Origin of the sequence: Pseudorhodobacter sp. (genome assembly GCF_034675685.1) — a bacterium.
In the GTDB taxonomy this organism is placed as follows: Bacteria; Pseudomonadota; Alphaproteobacteria; order Rhodobacterales; family Rhodobacteraceae; genus Pseudorhodobacter.
This window is the reverse complement of the sequence record NZ_JAUCDA010000008.1, coordinates 118,897-134,076: the sequence shown is the minus strand read 5'-3', so window position 1 is coordinate 134,076 and position 15,180 is coordinate 118,897. Positions and strand designations below refer to the sequence as shown.

The 15,180-nt window shown below is 59.0% G+C and carries 13 protein-coding genes and 1 pseudogene; 6 read left to right on the top strand and 8 right to left on the bottom strand.

The genetic code is table 11. The features are described 5' to 3' along the window. Positions 1 to 38: 38 nt before the first annotated feature. The 3 genes from VDP61_RS07885 to VDP61_RS07875 are packed head-to-tail and all read right to left on the bottom strand — an operon-like array spanning position 39 to position 4,037. Positions 39 to 2,225: an RNA degradosome polyphosphate kinase gene (locus VDP61_RS07885; protein ID WP_323006389.1), complete on the bottom strand. Its 2,187-nt coding sequence runs from the start codon at positions 2,223 to 2,225 to the stop codon at positions 39 to 41. Between the two features lie 55 nt (positions 2,226 to 2,280). Further along, positions 2,281 to 2,952: a DnaA ATPase domain-containing protein gene (locus VDP61_RS07880; protein WP_323006388.1), complete on the bottom strand. Its 672-nt coding sequence runs from the start codon at positions 2,950 to 2,952 to the stop codon at positions 2,281 to 2,283. After that, a complete protein-coding gene (locus VDP61_RS07875) occupies positions 2,949 to 4,037 on the bottom strand; it encodes an AI-2E family transporter (RefSeq protein ID WP_323006387.1) in 1,089 nt (362 codons plus the stop codon). The genes VDP61_RS07880 and VDP61_RS07875 overlap by 4 nt, the downstream gene beginning before the upstream one ends. Positions 4,038 to 4,207: 170 nt before the next feature. On the opposite strand from VDP61_RS07875, the gene proS reads away from it, so the two are divergent. The 4 genes from proS to VDP61_RS07855 all read left to right on the top strand — a co-directional run bounded on the left by proS (position 4,208) and on the right by VDP61_RS07855 (position 8,228). Further along, entirely contained in the window at positions 4,208 to 5,545 is a 1,338-nt protein-coding gene (gene proS, locus VDP61_RS07870) for a proline--tRNA ligase (protein WP_323006386.1), read from the top strand. 158 nt (positions 5,546 to 5,703) lie between these two features. Continuing rightward, a complete protein-coding gene (locus tag VDP61_RS07865; protein ID WP_323006385.1) occupies positions 5,704 to 6,201 on the top strand; it encodes a DUF2937 family protein in 498 nt (165 codons plus the stop codon). 106 nt (positions 6,202 to 6,307) lie between these two features. After that, positions 6,308 to 7,555 (top strand): lipoprotein-releasing ABC transporter permease subunit, encoded by a 1,248-nt coding sequence (locus VDP61_RS07860; RefSeq protein ID WP_323006410.1) that lies wholly within the window; start codon positions 6,308 to 6,310, stop codon positions 7,553 to 7,555. Next, the gene (locus VDP61_RS07855) at positions 7,548 to 8,228 is read left to right on the top strand and encodes an ABC transporter ATP-binding protein (protein WP_323006384.1); all 681 of its coding nucleotides are present in this window, start codon (positions 7,548 to 7,550) and stop codon (positions 8,226 to 8,228) included. The genes VDP61_RS07860 and VDP61_RS07855 overlap by 8 nt, the downstream gene beginning before the upstream one ends. 250 nt (positions 8,229 to 8,478) lie before the next feature. Here the strand turns inward: VDP61_RS07855 and VDP61_RS07850 are convergent, their stop codons facing one another. Then, on the bottom strand, positions 8,479 to 8,610 hold the full coding sequence (locus VDP61_RS07850; protein WP_323006383.1) for a hypothetical protein: 132 nt from the start codon (positions 8,608 to 8,610) through the stop codon (positions 8,479 to 8,481). A gap of 278 nt (positions 8,611 to 8,888) precedes the next feature. Then, positions 8,889 to 10,844, bottom strand: a complete 1,956-nt coding sequence (parE, locus tag VDP61_RS07845; RefSeq protein WP_323006382.1) for a DNA topoisomerase IV subunit B — start codon at positions 10,842 to 10,844, stop codon at positions 8,889 to 8,891. 239 nt (positions 10,845 to 11,083) lie between these two features. On the opposite strand from parE, the gene VDP61_RS07840 reads away from it, so the two are divergent. Beyond that, positions 11,084 to 11,974, top strand: coding sequence for an NAD(P)-dependent oxidoreductase (locus VDP61_RS07840; protein WP_323006381.1), 891 nt, complete (start codon positions 11,084 to 11,086; stop codon positions 11,972 to 11,974). A gap of 177 nt (positions 11,975 to 12,151) precedes the next feature. Here the strand turns inward: VDP61_RS07840 and VDP61_RS07835 are convergent. From VDP61_RS07835 to VDP61_RS07825, 3 genes and pseudogenes are all read right to left on the bottom strand, one after another. Beyond that, a pseudogene (locus VDP61_RS07835) lies at positions 12,152 to 12,337 on the bottom strand (integrase core domain-containing protein); the annotation flags it as partial. 42 nt (positions 12,338 to 12,379) lie between these two features. Beyond that, positions 12,380 to 12,865 (bottom strand): hypothetical protein, encoded by a 486-nt coding sequence (locus VDP61_RS07830; RefSeq protein ID WP_323006380.1) that lies wholly within the window; start codon positions 12,863 to 12,865, stop codon positions 12,380 to 12,382. Positions 12,866 to 12,883: 18 nt separating this feature from the next. Beyond that, complete coding sequence (locus VDP61_RS07825; protein WP_323006379.1) at positions 12,884 to 13,711, bottom strand: hypothetical protein; 828 nt, start codon at positions 13,709 to 13,711, stop codon at positions 12,884 to 12,886. Between the two features lie 463 nt (positions 13,712 to 14,174). Between VDP61_RS07825 and VDP61_RS07820 the strand changes: the two genes are divergently transcribed. Further along, positions 14,175 to 14,849, top strand: coding sequence for a hypothetical protein (locus tag VDP61_RS07820; RefSeq protein WP_323006378.1), 675 nt, complete (start codon positions 14,175 to 14,177; stop codon positions 14,847 to 14,849). Positions 14,850 to 15,180 lie beyond the last annotated feature (331 nt).

Here is a 15,180-nt window from a genome sequence, read left to right as displayed (position 1 = left end):
CGCGTTGCAGCACCAAGGTCAACGGATGGATTTCGCCGTCAGGGGGTGCTATCGTCGCGGCTGTGGGCAAGTTTTGGCACATCTTTTGCCCCGGCGGTGCCACGCCCCGAAAGCGAGGGGTTTTCCATAAAGAACTTGTGGCAGTTGAAAAGCTGGCCATCCTTGGCCAAAAGACTGCGCTGATAATCGCCTTGCGGCCCCAAAACCCAGCTTTGCGCCTCATCCGCAAGGTTGGCGGCCATGATCTGGCTGACGATCTGCGCCTTTACAGTAGGGTTATGCGCCTCTACCAGCGTTTCCACCCGGCGGGTCAGGTTGCGGCCCATCCAATCAGCGGATGAAAAGAACACCCGTGCCTTTTTAGAGGGCAAGCCGTGGCCATTGCCAAAGCAAACGATGCGCGAATGTTCCAAAAACCGACCCACAACCGACTTGACACGGATGTTTTCGGACAGGCCCTTGATGCCGGGGCGCAGGGCGCAAATGCCGCGCACCACAAGGCTGATTTTCACCCCCGCGCCAGACGCCGCATAAAGCGCGTCGATGATGTCGGATTCCACCAGCGCATTGACCTTTACCCAGATTTCGGCGGCTCTGCCTGCCTTTGCATGCGCGGCCTCGGCGGAAATCAGTTCCAGCAACCGCGGTTTCAGGGTTGTTGGCGCAATGGCCAGGTTTTCCAAGGCTTCGGGCTGTACATAGCCTGACAGGTAGTTGAACACTTTGGTTGCGTCGCGGCCCAAGGCGGCATCGCAGGTAAAGAATGACAGATCGGTATAAATGCGCGCGGTGATCGGGTGGTAATTGCCGGTTCCGTAATGGGTGTAGGTGACAAGCTGGTCCCCTTCGCGCCGGACAACGGTGCTGATTTTTGCATGGGTTTTCAGCGTCATAAAGCCGTAAACCACATGCGCCCCCGCCCGTTCCAACCGCCGCGACTGGCGGATATTGGCGGCCTCATCAAACCGCGCCTTCAATTCCACCAGCGCGGTCACGGATTTGCCAGCCTCGGCGGCTTCGCACAGGGCGCTGACCACGGGGCTGTCAAGGCTGGTGCGGTACAGGGTTTGCTTGATCGCCAGAACATTGGGGTCGCGCGCCGCCTGTTCCAAAAACCGGATCACCATATCAAAGGTTTCATAGGGGTGATGCAGCAGCATGTCCTTTTGCCGGATGGCCGCGAACATATCGCCCTCATGGTCTTGTACCCGTTCCGGGACGCGGGGGCTGAATTTCGGCCATTGCAGATCTTTGCGGCTGTCGAGCACCAATTGTTGCAGATCGGCCACCCCCAGCAATCCGCGCACCTCGACCGTATCTTCATTGGTCACATGCAGCTCTTGCATGATCAGGCTGCGCAAATCCTCTGGTGCGCCGGCGCTGATTTTCAGGCGGATCACCTCACCCCGCCGGCGCCGTTTCAGCGCGGTTTCAAATTCGCGCACCAGATCTTCGGCCTCATCCTCTACCTCCAGATCGCTGTCGCGCAGCACGCGAAAGGTGCAATGGCCACGATCCGTATAGCCGGGAAACAACATGCCAAGATGCAACAGCAACAGGTCTTCAAGCAGCAAGAACCGATCTTCACCAGCCTTGGCGGGCAGCGGTACAAAACGGCTGATTTGCTGCGGGATCGGCAGCAAGGCCTGCAAGGCGCGTTTGTCCCGAACCCGCTCCAGCTCCAGCGCTAGGCAAAAGCCGGTGTTGGGAATGAAGGGGAACGGGTGCGCGGGGTCGATTGCCAAAGGCGACAGCACCGGAAAGACCTTGTTCAGAAAATGCGCCTCAAGGAATTTCAGGTCGCGGGTTGTCAGTTTGGAGCGGCTGACGATGGTGATGCCCTGGGCATCCATTTCCCTTTTCAGCTTGTTGAATACGGATTGCTGCGCTTGCAACAGTTTACGGGCGTTTTCATTGATCAGCGTCAGTTGTTCGGCGGGCAGACGCCCATCGTCCGAGATGCGCAGCTTGCCGCTGTGTTTCAGCGCCCGCAGCCCCGCCACCCGGACAGTATAAAATTCATCCAGATTGGTGGCCGAGATTGACAAGAACCGCAGCCGCTCCAGCAGGGGAACCGCGTGGTTCGACGCCTCATCCAGCACCCGCCAGTTGAACGCCAGCCAACTGAGTTCGCGGTTGAAAAACCGGCGCGGCCCTTTGACTTCGGCCTCTGTCAGTTTGATTGCGGCCGGAAAGGGCGCGGAAAGGAAATCAGCCTGTGTCATGCCGCTGGCTTGCAAAAAGGAAAATTGAAGATCATGCGCCAGTTTTGCCCGGCACTCAGCATTTGTCCAGCACAGTTGCAGCCAAGGCGCGGGTAACCCCGGTTCCACGGGCCAGCGCCTCGGCGTCAAGCGTGGCCACAAGCAGACGGGCGGCGGCAAAGCTGCGGTCCATCCGGGGCAGCAGATAGGCAATCAGGGCGGGGGTGATGGTGATCTGACGATCGGCAAAAAGTTTGACCAGCACCGCCGCAAGCAAGGCGTCATCGGGCGCATCAAGCCGGGTGACGGGCGCCGCCAGCACGCGGCTGGCCAGATCGGGCAGAAGCAAGCCCCAGTCGCGCGGGGCGGTGGCGGCTGTCATCAACAGCGCAGCGCGTTGCGTGGCCAGCATGTTGTGCAGATGAAACAGCGCCTGCTCTGCGCCCGGATACCGGGGCAGGAATTCGCAATCCTCTATCACCACCGCCTTTTCGGCACCCAAGGCGGCGATATCGGCATCGGCCAGCCGTGCGGCGGCCACGATTTGCGCTGTGGTCTGGTCGCGCCAGACATGGGCAAGATGGGTCTTGCCCGAGGCGGGGGGCCCGATCAGCACCATCTTTGACCCCGGCCAATCGCGCCAGGCATCAAGGCTGTCGAGGGCTTGCGCATTCGCGGCAGACACATAGAAATCGTCGCGCCCATGGGCCGCGCGCAAAGGCAGGTTGAAGGCCAGTTGCCGGCTCACGGTTGGTCCCGCTCTATCGCATCGGCCTCGGCCTGGTTAAGACCCCGGTAGAGAAGGCTTTCACGGTATTGCTCAATCGCAAAGCGGGTGATTACACCTAGCGCGGCGGTGACCGGCACGGCGACCAGCATGCCAACAAAGCCAAAGGCCGATCCAAAGGCCGACAGCGCAAACAGCAGCCAAACCGGATGCAGCCCCACCGAATTGCCGACCAGACGTGGCGTGATGACGTTGCCTTCCAGAAACTGGCCGACCGCAAAGATACCCGCAATGATACCGATAGAAACCGGATCGCCCCAGAACTGGAACAGCGCAAGGCCAATTGCCAAGGCCCCGCCAACCAAAGCGCCGATATAAGGAATAAAGGTGATCGCCCCGGCAATCGCGCCGATCAACAGGCCAAAATCAAGCCCCGCCAGCATAAGCGCAATCGAGTAGAACGCCCCCAGCACAATACAGACGCTGAGTTGCCCCCGCACGAAGGCCGCCAGCACCTTGTCGATTCGCCCTGCAAGATGGCGCACCACGGGCGCATGATCGCGCGGCAGCAGGCTATCAATCCGGGCGATCATATTGTCCCAATCCAGCAGCAGATAAAACGTCACAACCGGCACCACAACCAGGAACAACAGCGCGTTGATGACGCCAAGGGCGCTGCTGAACAGGGTCTTGGCGGCCTCGGTCCCCCAACTGCGCAGGTTGTCGCCGATAGACAGGATAGAGCGGCGGATCACGCTGTTTTCATCCAGCAAATCGGGGAACCGTTCGGTCAGGAAAGCCTGGAGTTTGCGAAAAATCTCTGGCGTGGCCTCGATCAGGCCGCCAAGCTGCGAGGCAAGGGAGGGGATGACGGCCAGCACCAAAAGCACGGCAATCAACAGCGCCGTCAGCGAAATCAGCGTGGTGGCCACAGCCCGGCTAAGCCCCAGGCGTTGCAGCCTGTCGGCCACCGGGTCAAGGAAATAGGCAATCGCACCGCCGACCAAAAAGGGCGCCAACACCTGGCCCAATGACCACAACACCGCAAGAAAGGCCGCTGCCGCGATCCCCCAGTAAATAAGTTGTTGTTTTACCGGCAATGCCATGCGGCCCCCTTTTGCTACCTGTGACACATTGCCCATCGCTTTGGCAGTTTCAAGGGCTTCAGCGGTTGCGCACCCCCCGATTTTTCGACGAAAAATCGCGGCACCCTTGCTTGCAAGCGCGGTTTTGCCTAAAGCTTTGGCCGAACCCCTATTGCCCAAAAGGTGCCCCCATGCGGCTGACGCGCTACTTCCTTCCCGTTTTGAAAGAAAATCCTGCCGAGGCGCAGATTGTCAGCCACCGCTACATGTTGCGTGCGGGCATGATCAAGCAACAGGCCGCGGGGATCTATTCGTGGTTGCCACTGGGCTATAAGGTGCTGAAGCGCATTGAGCAGATCGTGCATGAGGAACAAGCCCGCGCGGGCCATATTCCGTTGCTGATGCCAACGCTGCAGCCCGCTGATTTATGGCGTGAATCCGGTCGTTATGATGATTACGGGCAGGAAATGCTGCGCATCAAGGATCGTCAGGGGCGCGACATGCTGTACGGCCCGACCAATGAGGAAATGATCACCGATATTTTCCGGGCCCATGTCGGCAGCTACAAGGATTTGCCGCTGACGCTCTATCATATCCAGTGGAAGTTCCGCGATGAAATGCGGCCACGCTTTGGCGTGATGCGGGGCCGCGAATTTCTGATGAAAGACGGCTATAACTTTGATCTGACAAAGGAAGATGCGCTGCACGCCTATAACCGCCATCTGGTCAGCTATTTGCGCACCTATGAGCGGATGGGCCTGCAAGCCATCCCGATGCGGGCAGATTCCGGCCCGATTGGCGGCGATGATACGCATGAGTTTCTGGTGTTGGCGGAAACCGGCGAATCCGAAGTGTTCTATGACAGCGCCGTCACCGACATCAAACTTGGCCAGCGCGAGATTGATTATGACGACAAGGTGCAATGCGAGACGGTGATGCAAGAGTTCACCTCGCTTTATGCCCGCACCGATGAAACCCATGACCCGGCGCTGTTTGAGGCCATCCCGCAAGAGCGCCGCAAATCCGCGCGCGGCATCGAAGTCGGGCAAATCTTTTATTTCGGCACCAAGTATTCCGAGGCGATGGGGGCCAATGTTGTTACCCCGGATGGTGGCAAGGTTCCGGTCCATATGGGTAGCCACGGCATTGGCGTGTCGCGCCTTTTGGGTGCGATTATCGAGGCCAGCCACGATGACAAGGGCATCATCTGGCCCGAAGGGGTAACCCCGTTCCATTGCGGGATTGTGAACCTGAAGCAAGGCGATACCGATACCGATGCCGCCTGTGAAGGGATTTACAAGGCGCTGCGGCTGATCGGCCTCGACCCGCTTTATGACGACCGCGAAGATCGCGCCGGCGCAAAATTTGCGACGATGGACCTGATCGGCCTGCCGTGGCGCATCACCGTTGGCCCGCGTGGGTTGAAAAACGGGGTGGTTGAACTGACAAGCCGCCGCACGGGCGTCTCCGAAGAGATGACCGCCGAGGCCGCAGTGGCGCGGATTGCCGAGATTTACGCGAACCTGTAGCGGCTTCTTTTCTTTCGGCGCGGTGCTTTCAGCGGGCCGCGCCGCTATTTGCTTTGACAGATCACCGAAATGCGGAAACTCTGACTGCAAGATCGGGCGTTTGGGCAAAAGCGGTTTTGCCAGACAAAAAGAGCCTGGCACAAACATGGGGCGCAGATATGATCGGCAAGGCACTGGCACTGGCGGGGGGCTTGGCGGGGGCTGCGGCCTGTTCACAATACCCCGAGTTTTCACAGCAATATATCCAACGGCTTGCAGGCCGGGTTGATGCATTATCCGTTATCGTTGCCGATTTTGACCGCAGCGCAGAAGCCAATGGCCTGACCCGCTTGGCGGCGCTGAATGAAATGCAGGGCAGCGCGTTTTTGGTTGCCCGCAAGGCCGATATGCAAAATGTCTTTGTCCGCTTCGATCGGCTGTCGAACAACCTGGCCTTTTTGCGGCTGGCAACCCCGGTTGAGCGTATCGCCATGCCGCACCGGCAGGCCGATCCTGATACATTCAGCGCCACCTGGGCCGATTTTCGCCCTGCATTGCCCTTGACGGTTGCGGGCGTTGTGGCGGCTGGCATCGGCTTTCTGGGCGGATGGGGGGGCGTTTCTTTTTTGCTGTCGCTGGTGCGCTGGCCGTTTCGCAGGCGCCAGCCCGCGCAGTAACGCCGCCGTGGCTTGACCTTGGCAGCCAATTCCAGCAGGTTCCGCCCAGGATTTTCCCCAAGGAGGCGACCCTGTGAGCACCCCCCCTTTCGCGCGCTTTGAATGGATGATCGCGTGGCGATACCTGCGGGCCAAACGGGCCGAGGGCGGTGTGTCAGTGATGACATGGATCAGCCTGATCGGTATCACGCTTGCCGTTTTTGCCCTGATTGCCACCCTGTCCGTGCGCGCCGGGTTTCGGGCCGAATTTGTCGATACCATCCTTGGGGCCAATGCCCATGTAACCGTCTATAGCGCGCAGCATCAGGCTGCCGATGGCCGCACGATCCGTGGTTTTGAAGATTTCGACGCGGTGGCGGCCAGGATTGCCCAGGTGCCAACCGTCACCCGCGCGGCACCTATGGTGCGGGGGCAGGTGATGGCCACAGCGGGTGATCGCAGCACTGGCGTCGAGATTTACGGCATGCGCGGTGAGGATGTTCGCACCATCCCACGGGTGGGCGAGGGCGCCGATGCCTATGGTGACTTCACCCGCTATGATGAGGGCATCGCCATCGGCTCGGGGGTGGCGCGCGAATTGGGGGTGACGGTCGGCGACCGTATTCGGCTGATTTCGCCCAATGGGGTGAAAACCGCCTTTGGCACCAGCCCCCGCGTTTCGGCGTTTGAAATTGTCTATGTGTTCACGGCCGGCCGCTATGATATTGACCGGACACGCATTTATATGCCGCTTGCCGCCGCCCAGGATTATTTCAACCGCGAGGGCCTTGCGGATGAAATGGAGGTGATGGTCACCAAGCCAGAGGAGGTGGACGGTATCGTCTATCAGCTGATGGAGGCGGGCGGGCCGCATGCCAATGTCTGGACATGGCGTGACAGCTCGGGCGGTTTTCTGCGTGCCTTGGATATTGAGGATAACGTGATGTTCGTGATCTTGTCCGTGCTGGTGCTGATTGCGGCGATGAACATTGTTTCGGGGCTGATCATGCTGGTGAAAAACAAGGGCCGCGATATCGGCATTTTGCGCACAATGGGTTTGACCGAAGGATCGGTTTTGCGGATTTTCTTTATCTGCGGTGCGTTTACCGGCATCATCGGCACCTTTGCTGGGGTGGCGTTGGGCTGCCTGTTCGCGATCTACATCGACCCGATTTTCAGCTTTGTGAACTACGTTGCCGGGGGCGGGGTATGGGACCCGGCAATCCGCGGCATTTATGCGCTGCCAGCCAAGCTGCAATGGGCAGATGTGCTGTCGGCGGTGTCGCTGTCGCTGGGGCTGTCGTTCATCGTCACCATCTTTCCCGCGCGGCGTGCCGCACGGATGAACCCGGTAGAGGCGCTGCGCTATGAGTGAGGTGATGCTGTCGCTGGATGCGATCACCAAGGCCTATAACAAGGGCAAACCTGCCGAGGTGCAGGTCTTGCGCGGCGCATCGTTGACGGTGGCGCGGGGCGAAGTGGTGGCATTGGTGGCCCCGTCGGGGGCTGGCAAATCGACGCTGCTGCATATCGCGGGGCTGTTGGATGTGGCCGATAGCGGCCAGATGCGGCTGGGCGGCACCGATCTGGCAGGGCTTTCAGACCGGGCCCGCACCGAGGCGCGGCGGCGCGATGTGGGGTTTATCTATCAGTTCCACCACTTGCTGCCCGAATTTACCGCGCTGGAAAACATCGTTCTGCCGCAGCTTGCCAATGGAATATCCGCCAGCAAGGCCGAGGCGCGGGCGCTGATGTTGCTGGGGCAGGTTGGCATCGGCCACCGGGCGACCCACCGCCCGGCCGAACTTTCGGGTGGTGAACAGCAACGCGTCGCCTTTTGCCGCGCGCTGGCCAATGGCCCCCGCCTGCTGCTGGCGGATGAGCCGACGGGAAATCTTGACCCTGCCACGTCAAATCAGGTGTTTGGTGCCTTGATGGACCTGGTGCGTGAAACCGGCCTTTCGGCCCTGATCGCGACCCATAACATGGAGCTTGCCGCGCGGATGGACCGCGTTGTCCGGCTTGAGGCGGGGCGGGTGGTTTTGTAACCATTCACGCCCGCGAAACGGGGGGCCTTTCAGGTGACGGATGTCTGCCTGTGCCGTTTGCTATGGCAGTAACAGCAAAGAAAACCGTGGATTTTCTTTACCCGATCCTAGGGCTTGCGCGCCGCCAAGGCCAAAGCAGTGGCGCAGGCCGGTTGACGTTTGGCAAAGGGGCAACCCTGCCCAAAGCGGGCTTTGATGGGGCCGGTGTCGGGGCCAACGCCCCGACAGGACTTGCATTGCGGCGTCGGGTCTATTTGATCTTTTTACCAGCAATCGTGGTGCTGTCTTTGCCCGCATTGGAATTGGCGGTGGCAAGGACCTTTGGCACCTCTTTTTTGGGCTTCTTGGTTTCTTTATTGCCGCGGTTTTTCTCTTTGGACATGGGATGATCTTTCTGTGAAAAGGATCGCCGGGCCGGTGCCGGGGCGGTTGATCGTCCCGGCGGGGTATGACCCGATGGGCGGCAGGGGGGTAGCCCCTGTGCGCGAAGGGTAGGCTTGTTGTGAGGGTTAAGCAAGAGGGAGAGGGCGCCGCCAAAGAAAGCGTTTACGGGACCGTTTCAGGCAAGCGCACCCGCCGAGATTGCGGCGCGCGGGGCAGGGAAAACCCGCCCCTTGCGCGCTTGTTTTATCGTGGCAGTTGGGGGGGCGGCCATGGCCGTCACACATCCAACTCCTCCACAAACTGCGCATTTTCCTGAATATACTGATAGCGCAATTCGGGTTTTTTGCCCATCAGGCGCTCGACCAGATCTGAGGTTTCGCCGGGTTCGTCCTCATCAATCACCACGCGGATCAGTTTGCGAGAGGCAGGGTCCATCGTGGTGTCTTTCAGGTCTTTGGCGTCCATTTCACCAAGCCCCTTGAACCGCTGCACGTCGATTTTACCTTTGCCGCCCAAGCCTTTGGCCATCCAATAGTCTTTTTCGGCATCATCAGCGACGTAAAGCCGCCTGGCCCCCTGGGTCAGGCGGTATAAAGGCGGGCAGGCCAGATAGAGGTGGCCCTTGTCGATCAGCGGGCGCATCTGAGTGAAGAAAAATGTCATCAGCAGCGAGGCGATATGCGCGCCATCAACATCGGCATCGGTCATGATGATGATCTTGTCATAACGCAGGTCGTCGACGCGGAACTTTGTGCCCATCTGCACGCCCAACGCCTCGCATATATCGCGAATTTCCGAGTTGTCGTGCAGCTTGCTGGAGGCGGCCCCCAACACGTTGAGGATTTTACCCTTTAGCGGCAAAAGTGCTTGGTTGACCCGGTTGCGCGCGCCTTTGGCAGAGCCGCCGGCGCTGTCGCCTTCAACGATGAACAGCTCGGTTCCTTCGCGGTTTTTGGCGGTGCAATCGGTCAGTTTGCCGGGCAGGCGCAGCTTTTTGGTGGCGGTCTTGCGCTGGGTTTCCTTTTCCTGACGGCGTTTCAGGCGTTCTTCGGCGCGCAGCACCAGAAAGTCGAGAATGGCCCCGGCGGATTTGGTATCATTCGCCAGCCAGTTGTCGAAATGGTCTTTGACGGCAAGCTCTACCCATTTGCTCGCCTCTTCGGTCGATAGCCGATCTTTGGTCTGGCCAACGAAAGAGGGTTCGCGGATGAAGATAGAGATCAGCGCGCAGCCGCCGGTCAGCATATCTTCGCGGGTGATAAGGGCGGCTTTCTTGTTGTTGGCGCGTTCACCATAGGCTTTGACGCCCTTCAGCATCGCGGCCCAAAAGCCGGTTTCATGCGTGCCGCCCTCAGCCGTGGGGACGGTGTTGCAATAAGATTGGATGAAACCGTCGCGCATTTGGGTCCAGTTGATCGCCCATTCGACGGAACCGGGGATGCCGAATTTTTCTTCAAATGAGACTTTGCCGGCAAAGGGGCGCTCGGCGTAGGTCATCGTATCAGTAAGGGTTTTGTTGAGAAAGTCAGCGAGACCGTTGGGAAAGTGAAAAATCGCCTCCTGCGGGGTTTCGCCGTCGTTGATCTCGGATTTCCAGCGGATTTCGACCCCGGAAAACAAATAGGCCTTGGATTGGGTAAGCTTGTAAAGCCGCGCCGGTTTGAATTTGAGCGCACCAAAGATTTCAGGGTCGGGGTGAAAGGTTATGGTGGTGCCGCGGCGGTTTGGTGTGGGGCCGAGTTTGGCCACCGGGCCAAGCGGGACACCGCGCGAAAAGCGTTGTTCGTACAGCTCTTTGTTGCGCGCGACTTGCACGACCATGCTGTCCGAAAGCGCGTTGACCACCGAAGAGCCAACGCCGTTGAGGCCGCCAGAGGTGGAATAGGCTTTGTTCGAGAATTTTCCGCCAGCGTGCAGCGTGCACAGAATGACCTCCAGTGCCGATTTGCCGGGGAATTTCGGGTGCGGGTCGACGGGGATGCCGCGGCCATTGTCGCGCACCAACACCGAGCCATCGGCCAGCATTTCCACCTCGATGCGGGTGGCGTGGCCTGCAACCGCCTCATCCATGGAATTGTCGAGAATTTCGGCAACCATGTGATGCAGCGCGCGTTCATCGGTGCCGCCGATATACATGCCGGGCCGTTTGCGAACGGGTTCCAGCCCTTCAAGCACCTCGATTGACGAGGCGTCATAGGTCTCAGGGGCGGTGGAGAGAAGGTCATTGGCCATGCGCTGCTCAATTCTTTATGGGGCGTCTTTGAGGCAGGATTAGACCATCTGGCGGCGGGGGGCGCAAGACTTGGGGTGGCGGGCGCCGGGCGGGCGCCGGGCGGGGGGCGCGCACCCCATCTTTGCCTTGCGGAAAATCCCCCCTCCGCAGGTATTTATACCAAGATGAAAGCGGGGCGGATGGGTTGAGTTGGCAAAGGCGGCTGGATAGGGTTTGCCAAGGCCAAAGGGGGGATGTGATGCGGATTTTGTTTACGGGCGGCAGTGGCAAGGCGGGGCGGCATGTGATCGGCTATCTGATGGCGCAGGGGCACCGGGTTTTGAATGTGGATCTGAAACCGCTGGATCTGCCGGGGGTGGATAACCTGATCGCGGATATCACCGACAGCGGGCAAATGTTTAACGCGCTGACAAGTTACGCCGGGTTTGATGAATTGGAGCCGGGCACGGGCGTGCCGCGTTTTGATGCGGTGGTGCATTTTGCCGCGATTGCACGGATATTGATTGCGCCGGACAATGAGACGTTTCGCGTCAATACCATTGGCACCTATAATGTGATCGAGGCGGCGGTGAAGCTGGGCATCCGAAAGCTGGTGATTGCCAGTTCGGAAACCACTTATGGGATTTGCTTTGCCGATGGGGTGGTGAACCCCGATTATTTGCCGCTGGATGAGGGCTATGACGTGAGCCCGGTGGACAGTTACGGGCTGTCAAAAGTGGTCAACGAGGCCACGGCGCGTGCCTTTGCCAAACGCTCGGGTGCCGATATTTACGCATTGCGGATTGGCAATGTGGTAGAGCCGCATGAATATGCGCAAGATTTTCCGCGCTACTTTGCCGAACCGGCCCTGCGGCGGCGGAATTTCTTTTGTTATATTGATGCGCGTGATTTGGGGCAGATCGTGGATCGCTGTTTGAAGGTTGATGGGTTGGGCTATCAGGTGTTCAATGCCGGAAATGACGAGAACGGGATAAATCTGACCAATGCCGAATTGCTGGCGCGGTTCTTTGCGGGGGTGCCGCTGACGCGGGATCTAACCCCGCACGAGGCGCTGTTTTCGAATGTGAAAATCCGCGAGGTGCTGGGGTTTCGCGAGAACCATTCCTGGCGGAACTATGTGGAAGGATAGGGGGCAGCAAACGCTGGACTGGCGTAAAGGATTGCTTTGTTTCCTGACTGGAGGCGTTGGGCAAAACATCATTTTGGTGCTTTGCCCCCCGTTTGCACAGCCCAGCCAGCGATAGAGCCAAACGGCTGAAAGCCGCAGAATGATGGAGTGCCCCCATCGGGTGGTCCAGTTTGAATGTTAATGCATGGTGGGCCTCTGGTCTATTGGCATCATGCTTTCTGGCGCCGGTGGGCGGTAGCGCAATGCGCTATGGGGCCTGACGGTATTGTAATGGCGCCGCCATCGCTCGATCAAGATCTGGGCTTCGCGCAATGTGTAGAAAACCTCGCCATTCAGCAACTCATCCCGGAAACGGGCGTTGAAGCCGATGCCCGGCGCGCATCGTCTTTCGCCTTTGTGATCCGATTAGGGGCTACAATCAATGCGCAGGCTGGCGTTGGCATCAATCAATGTGCCCTGCCCATCGACAAGATGGACGTCAGCCACCGAAATGATATTTTCAAAAACCTCCACCGTGAAGGCCTTGGAGACAAACTGGCCCGCTGTCAGCACCCGGTCTGTTGATGTGAACGGGGTATCAACGCCAAGCTCAATGGACATCTCATTCGCGGTGGAGGAGAAATCGAAATAGAGTTTTTCCCCATCCGGCGCGGTGCCGGGCCCCTGAATTTCAATATCAGGCAGGCCATCCTCGACATGGATCAGGCAAGATTTCGGCGTAAATTCATAAGCCCCGGCAGAGGTTTGTAGCGTAGCAATGCGCGTGCTGCCCGCGGCCGGCGCCTCGGGTTGGGGTGCATCCGCCATCAAGATGTGCGGCGCCAACAGCAGGCAGGCGACAAGGGGTATCGCGCTGCCAGCCTTGGTTTTAAGGAAGTGCTTGTAGATCATGCCGCAATTCTCCGCGCGTTAGGGGTAGGACCAGCCGTCATGCTCGACGCGAAAAATTCGGAACGGGGCGCCGGGCTTGGTGGGATCGGCGCGCAGGTAGAATACTGCGCGGTTCTGCTGGCCAAAATTGGTAAAATCGACGTTAATGGTCACCATGCCGCGAAACATTGGCTGATCGGGGTCGGCGATGGGGGATTGCACCACGCCGTCAAAATCCTGCGCCCCGAAAAGCGGATGCGCCTGAACATTGCCCGAACGAAGCCATGCGACAATGTCATCGGTGAAATACAGCGCCGCATTCACAGGGTCCAAAGGACCGGGGCCGCCTGCCGCGTCGGTCTCGATCTGGTGGTAATAGAGTTCCTCAACCAAGGTCCGTGCCTGTTCCACAACGTCACCGGAATGCGATGGATCAGGGTGCGCAGCGGTCTGTTGTGGCGGGGTAGCCCCCTGAGTTTGCGGCGCGCCGGATTGGTCGGGGGTAATGAAGCGCTGCGCGACCCAACCGGCCTTGTCCATCGCTGCGGTGCGCATCAGGCACCAGCGAGGGGGCAGAGCGGCAATCTGGGCTTGGGTCATGGCGGTGTAATGACCCACATTGTAAAAGGGCACGCAGGTGATTTGCTGCAAGCCCCGCTCATTATGCGTGAAGCGTTCGATCACCGGGTAATTGGTGCCCGGCCCCATCCGCACATTCAGCGTGTCATTGGCGGCAACGCCGGTCACACGCCAGGCATCGGGGCCGTGGCCGTCAATCTCTGCCTGTGCAGAGGCCGCAAAGGCAGAGATCGCGGTCGCAGCAAACGCCAGCCGCGCCTTGCGCATCCAGTCCTTGGGCTTTGTCATCGTGTTTTCCTTCACAGATTGATGCTTTCGTGATTTGCGCAGAAATGTGTTGTGGCACCGCCGATCATGCCTTTTCAGGCAGCTTGGATTTGGGAGAGTGTCTCTTTCGCCTCTTGCCCGACGATCAAGCAGGGCCTGGCTGCCTGTGCTTGGGGTGCTGCCCTGACTCAACTATGCAAAGTTTGACCAGGTAGTCAATGATGGGGGCCATCATCACCGCCAATAGCCACAGGCGGGGGGTAAAGTGTTTATCTGCCGGCCCGGTCGGCCAAAGGCAAAAGGTTGATCATAAGCCGTCTTGGGTAAATCACAGCGCCAAGCATTTCCGTTGCGGCGATGTTCCGCGTGGCATTTTGGTTAGATGTCGCAGGTTATTTGAACCCGAGGTGGACAAATCAACCGGACTGGATCATCACGCGATGAATACGCTTTGCCAGCGAATTGCATAGCACAGAAGGCCAGAATGATACTCCGCGTCTTGATCATCGTTATTTTGCAATGCGTGTTTGTCGGCCCTGTCTGGGCGGCAAGCTGCGTGACGTCGCTCAGCGGGCAACTGTACCAGATCGAATACACCTCATCAGCGCAGGACCTGAACGGCACCGGCCAGTTTATTCCCAAGGCGGAAATGAAGGGAAATACAACGGTTCGCGAAAGGCTTTTCGGCAAATGGGGCAAGGTGGATTGCCCCGGCTACATCACCTTGAAGCAATTCACGCCGGGTTTGACCGATGCAGAGCGCAAGCCGTTCTGTCTGGTTTATGACAAGGCTGCAGATACCTATACGGGGTTTTCCGAAGGGGAGCGCAACGCCTATCTGATTTGCAAAAACCCGAAAACATTTTGTGAGCGGGTGAACGCAACCAAGGCCGAGGCGCAGTCGATCGCGCGGACGGGTCTTGATATTGCCAGCCGCGCAGCGTTGGCCACAGCGCAATCCGCGCTTTCGCCCGATGGTGGCACGATCTTCAGTCACAGCTCGGGTGCGCTGATTGTAAAAGGCTCGGCCAATTATATTTCCGGGGCATTGGGGGCGTCAGGAGCCTCGCTGGGCGCGACACTTTCAGCGCCTGCAGTGGTTGCGGCGGGTGCTGTGACGTTGATCGGTGTTGGCGGCGCGGTCTATTTCTGTCGATAGCCCGCCACTGGGCGGCATGGATCAGACCTTGTGTGATCGCAGTCGGCCCTGACGTCCAAATAAGGAAAGGCGCAAAAAGCCTTTCGACGGGCCGGTTCCGCGCCATCAGGCTCGCAACCCATAGCCACCTGTCCGGTCACCGACGCCCAGCGCGGATGTCGTGCCATTGCCTTCTTATCGCCTGCCGCATCACGCGGCTGTTGCGGGGAAAGCCCACCGATCCCGGTGGTTCAAATTCCCGTAGCCATCTCTGTATAAGCCAAACTTTGCAGCCGGGGGCAGATGCTGCCCCCTGAAAATCATCTTGCCTCCTGATAGTCTTTGTGATCAT

Bases quoted from the DNA above. Each gene is read 5' to 3' on its own strand.
- VDP61_RS07885 (WP_323006389.1), bottom strand. From the start codon at position 2,225: ATGACACAGGCTGATTTCCTTTCCGCGCCCTTTCCGGCCGCAATCAAA.
- VDP61_RS07875 (WP_323006387.1), bottom strand. From the start codon at position 4,037: ATGGCATTGCCGGTAAAACAACAACTTATTTACTGGGGGATCGCGGCA.
- proS (WP_323006386.1), top strand. From the start codon at position 4,208: ATGCGGCTGACGCGCTACTTCCTTCCCGTTTTGAAAGAAAATCCTGCC.
- VDP61_RS07865 (WP_323006385.1), top strand. From the start codon at position 5,704: ATGATCGGCAAGGCACTGGCACTGGCGGGGGGCTTGGCGGGGGCTGCG.
- VDP61_RS07860 (WP_323006410.1), top strand. From the start codon at position 6,308: ATGATCGCGTGGCGATACCTGCGGGCCAAACGGGCCGAGGGCGGTGTG.
- VDP61_RS07855 (WP_323006384.1), top strand. From the start codon at position 7,548: ATGAGTGAGGTGATGCTGTCGCTGGATGCGATCACCAAGGCCTATAAC.
- VDP61_RS07850 (WP_323006383.1), bottom strand. From the start codon at position 8,610: ATGTCCAAAGAGAAAAACCGCGGCAATAAAGAAACCAAGAAGCCCAAA.
- parE (WP_323006382.1), bottom strand. From the start codon at position 10,844: ATGGCCAATGACCTTCTCTCCACCGCCCCTGAGACCTATGACGCCTCG.
- VDP61_RS07840 (WP_323006381.1), top strand. From the start codon at position 11,084: ATGCGGATTTTGTTTACGGGCGGCAGTGGCAAGGCGGGGCGGCATGTG.
- VDP61_RS07830 (WP_323006380.1), bottom strand. From the start codon at position 12,865: ATGATCTACAAGCACTTCCTTAAAACCAAGGCTGGCAGCGCGATACCC.
- VDP61_RS07825 (WP_323006379.1), bottom strand. From the start codon at position 13,711: ATGACAAAGCCCAAGGACTGGATGCGCAAGGCGCGGCTGGCGTTTGCT.
- VDP61_RS07820 (WP_323006378.1), top strand. From the start codon at position 14,175: ATGATACTCCGCGTCTTGATCATCGTTATTTTGCAATGCGTGTTTGTC.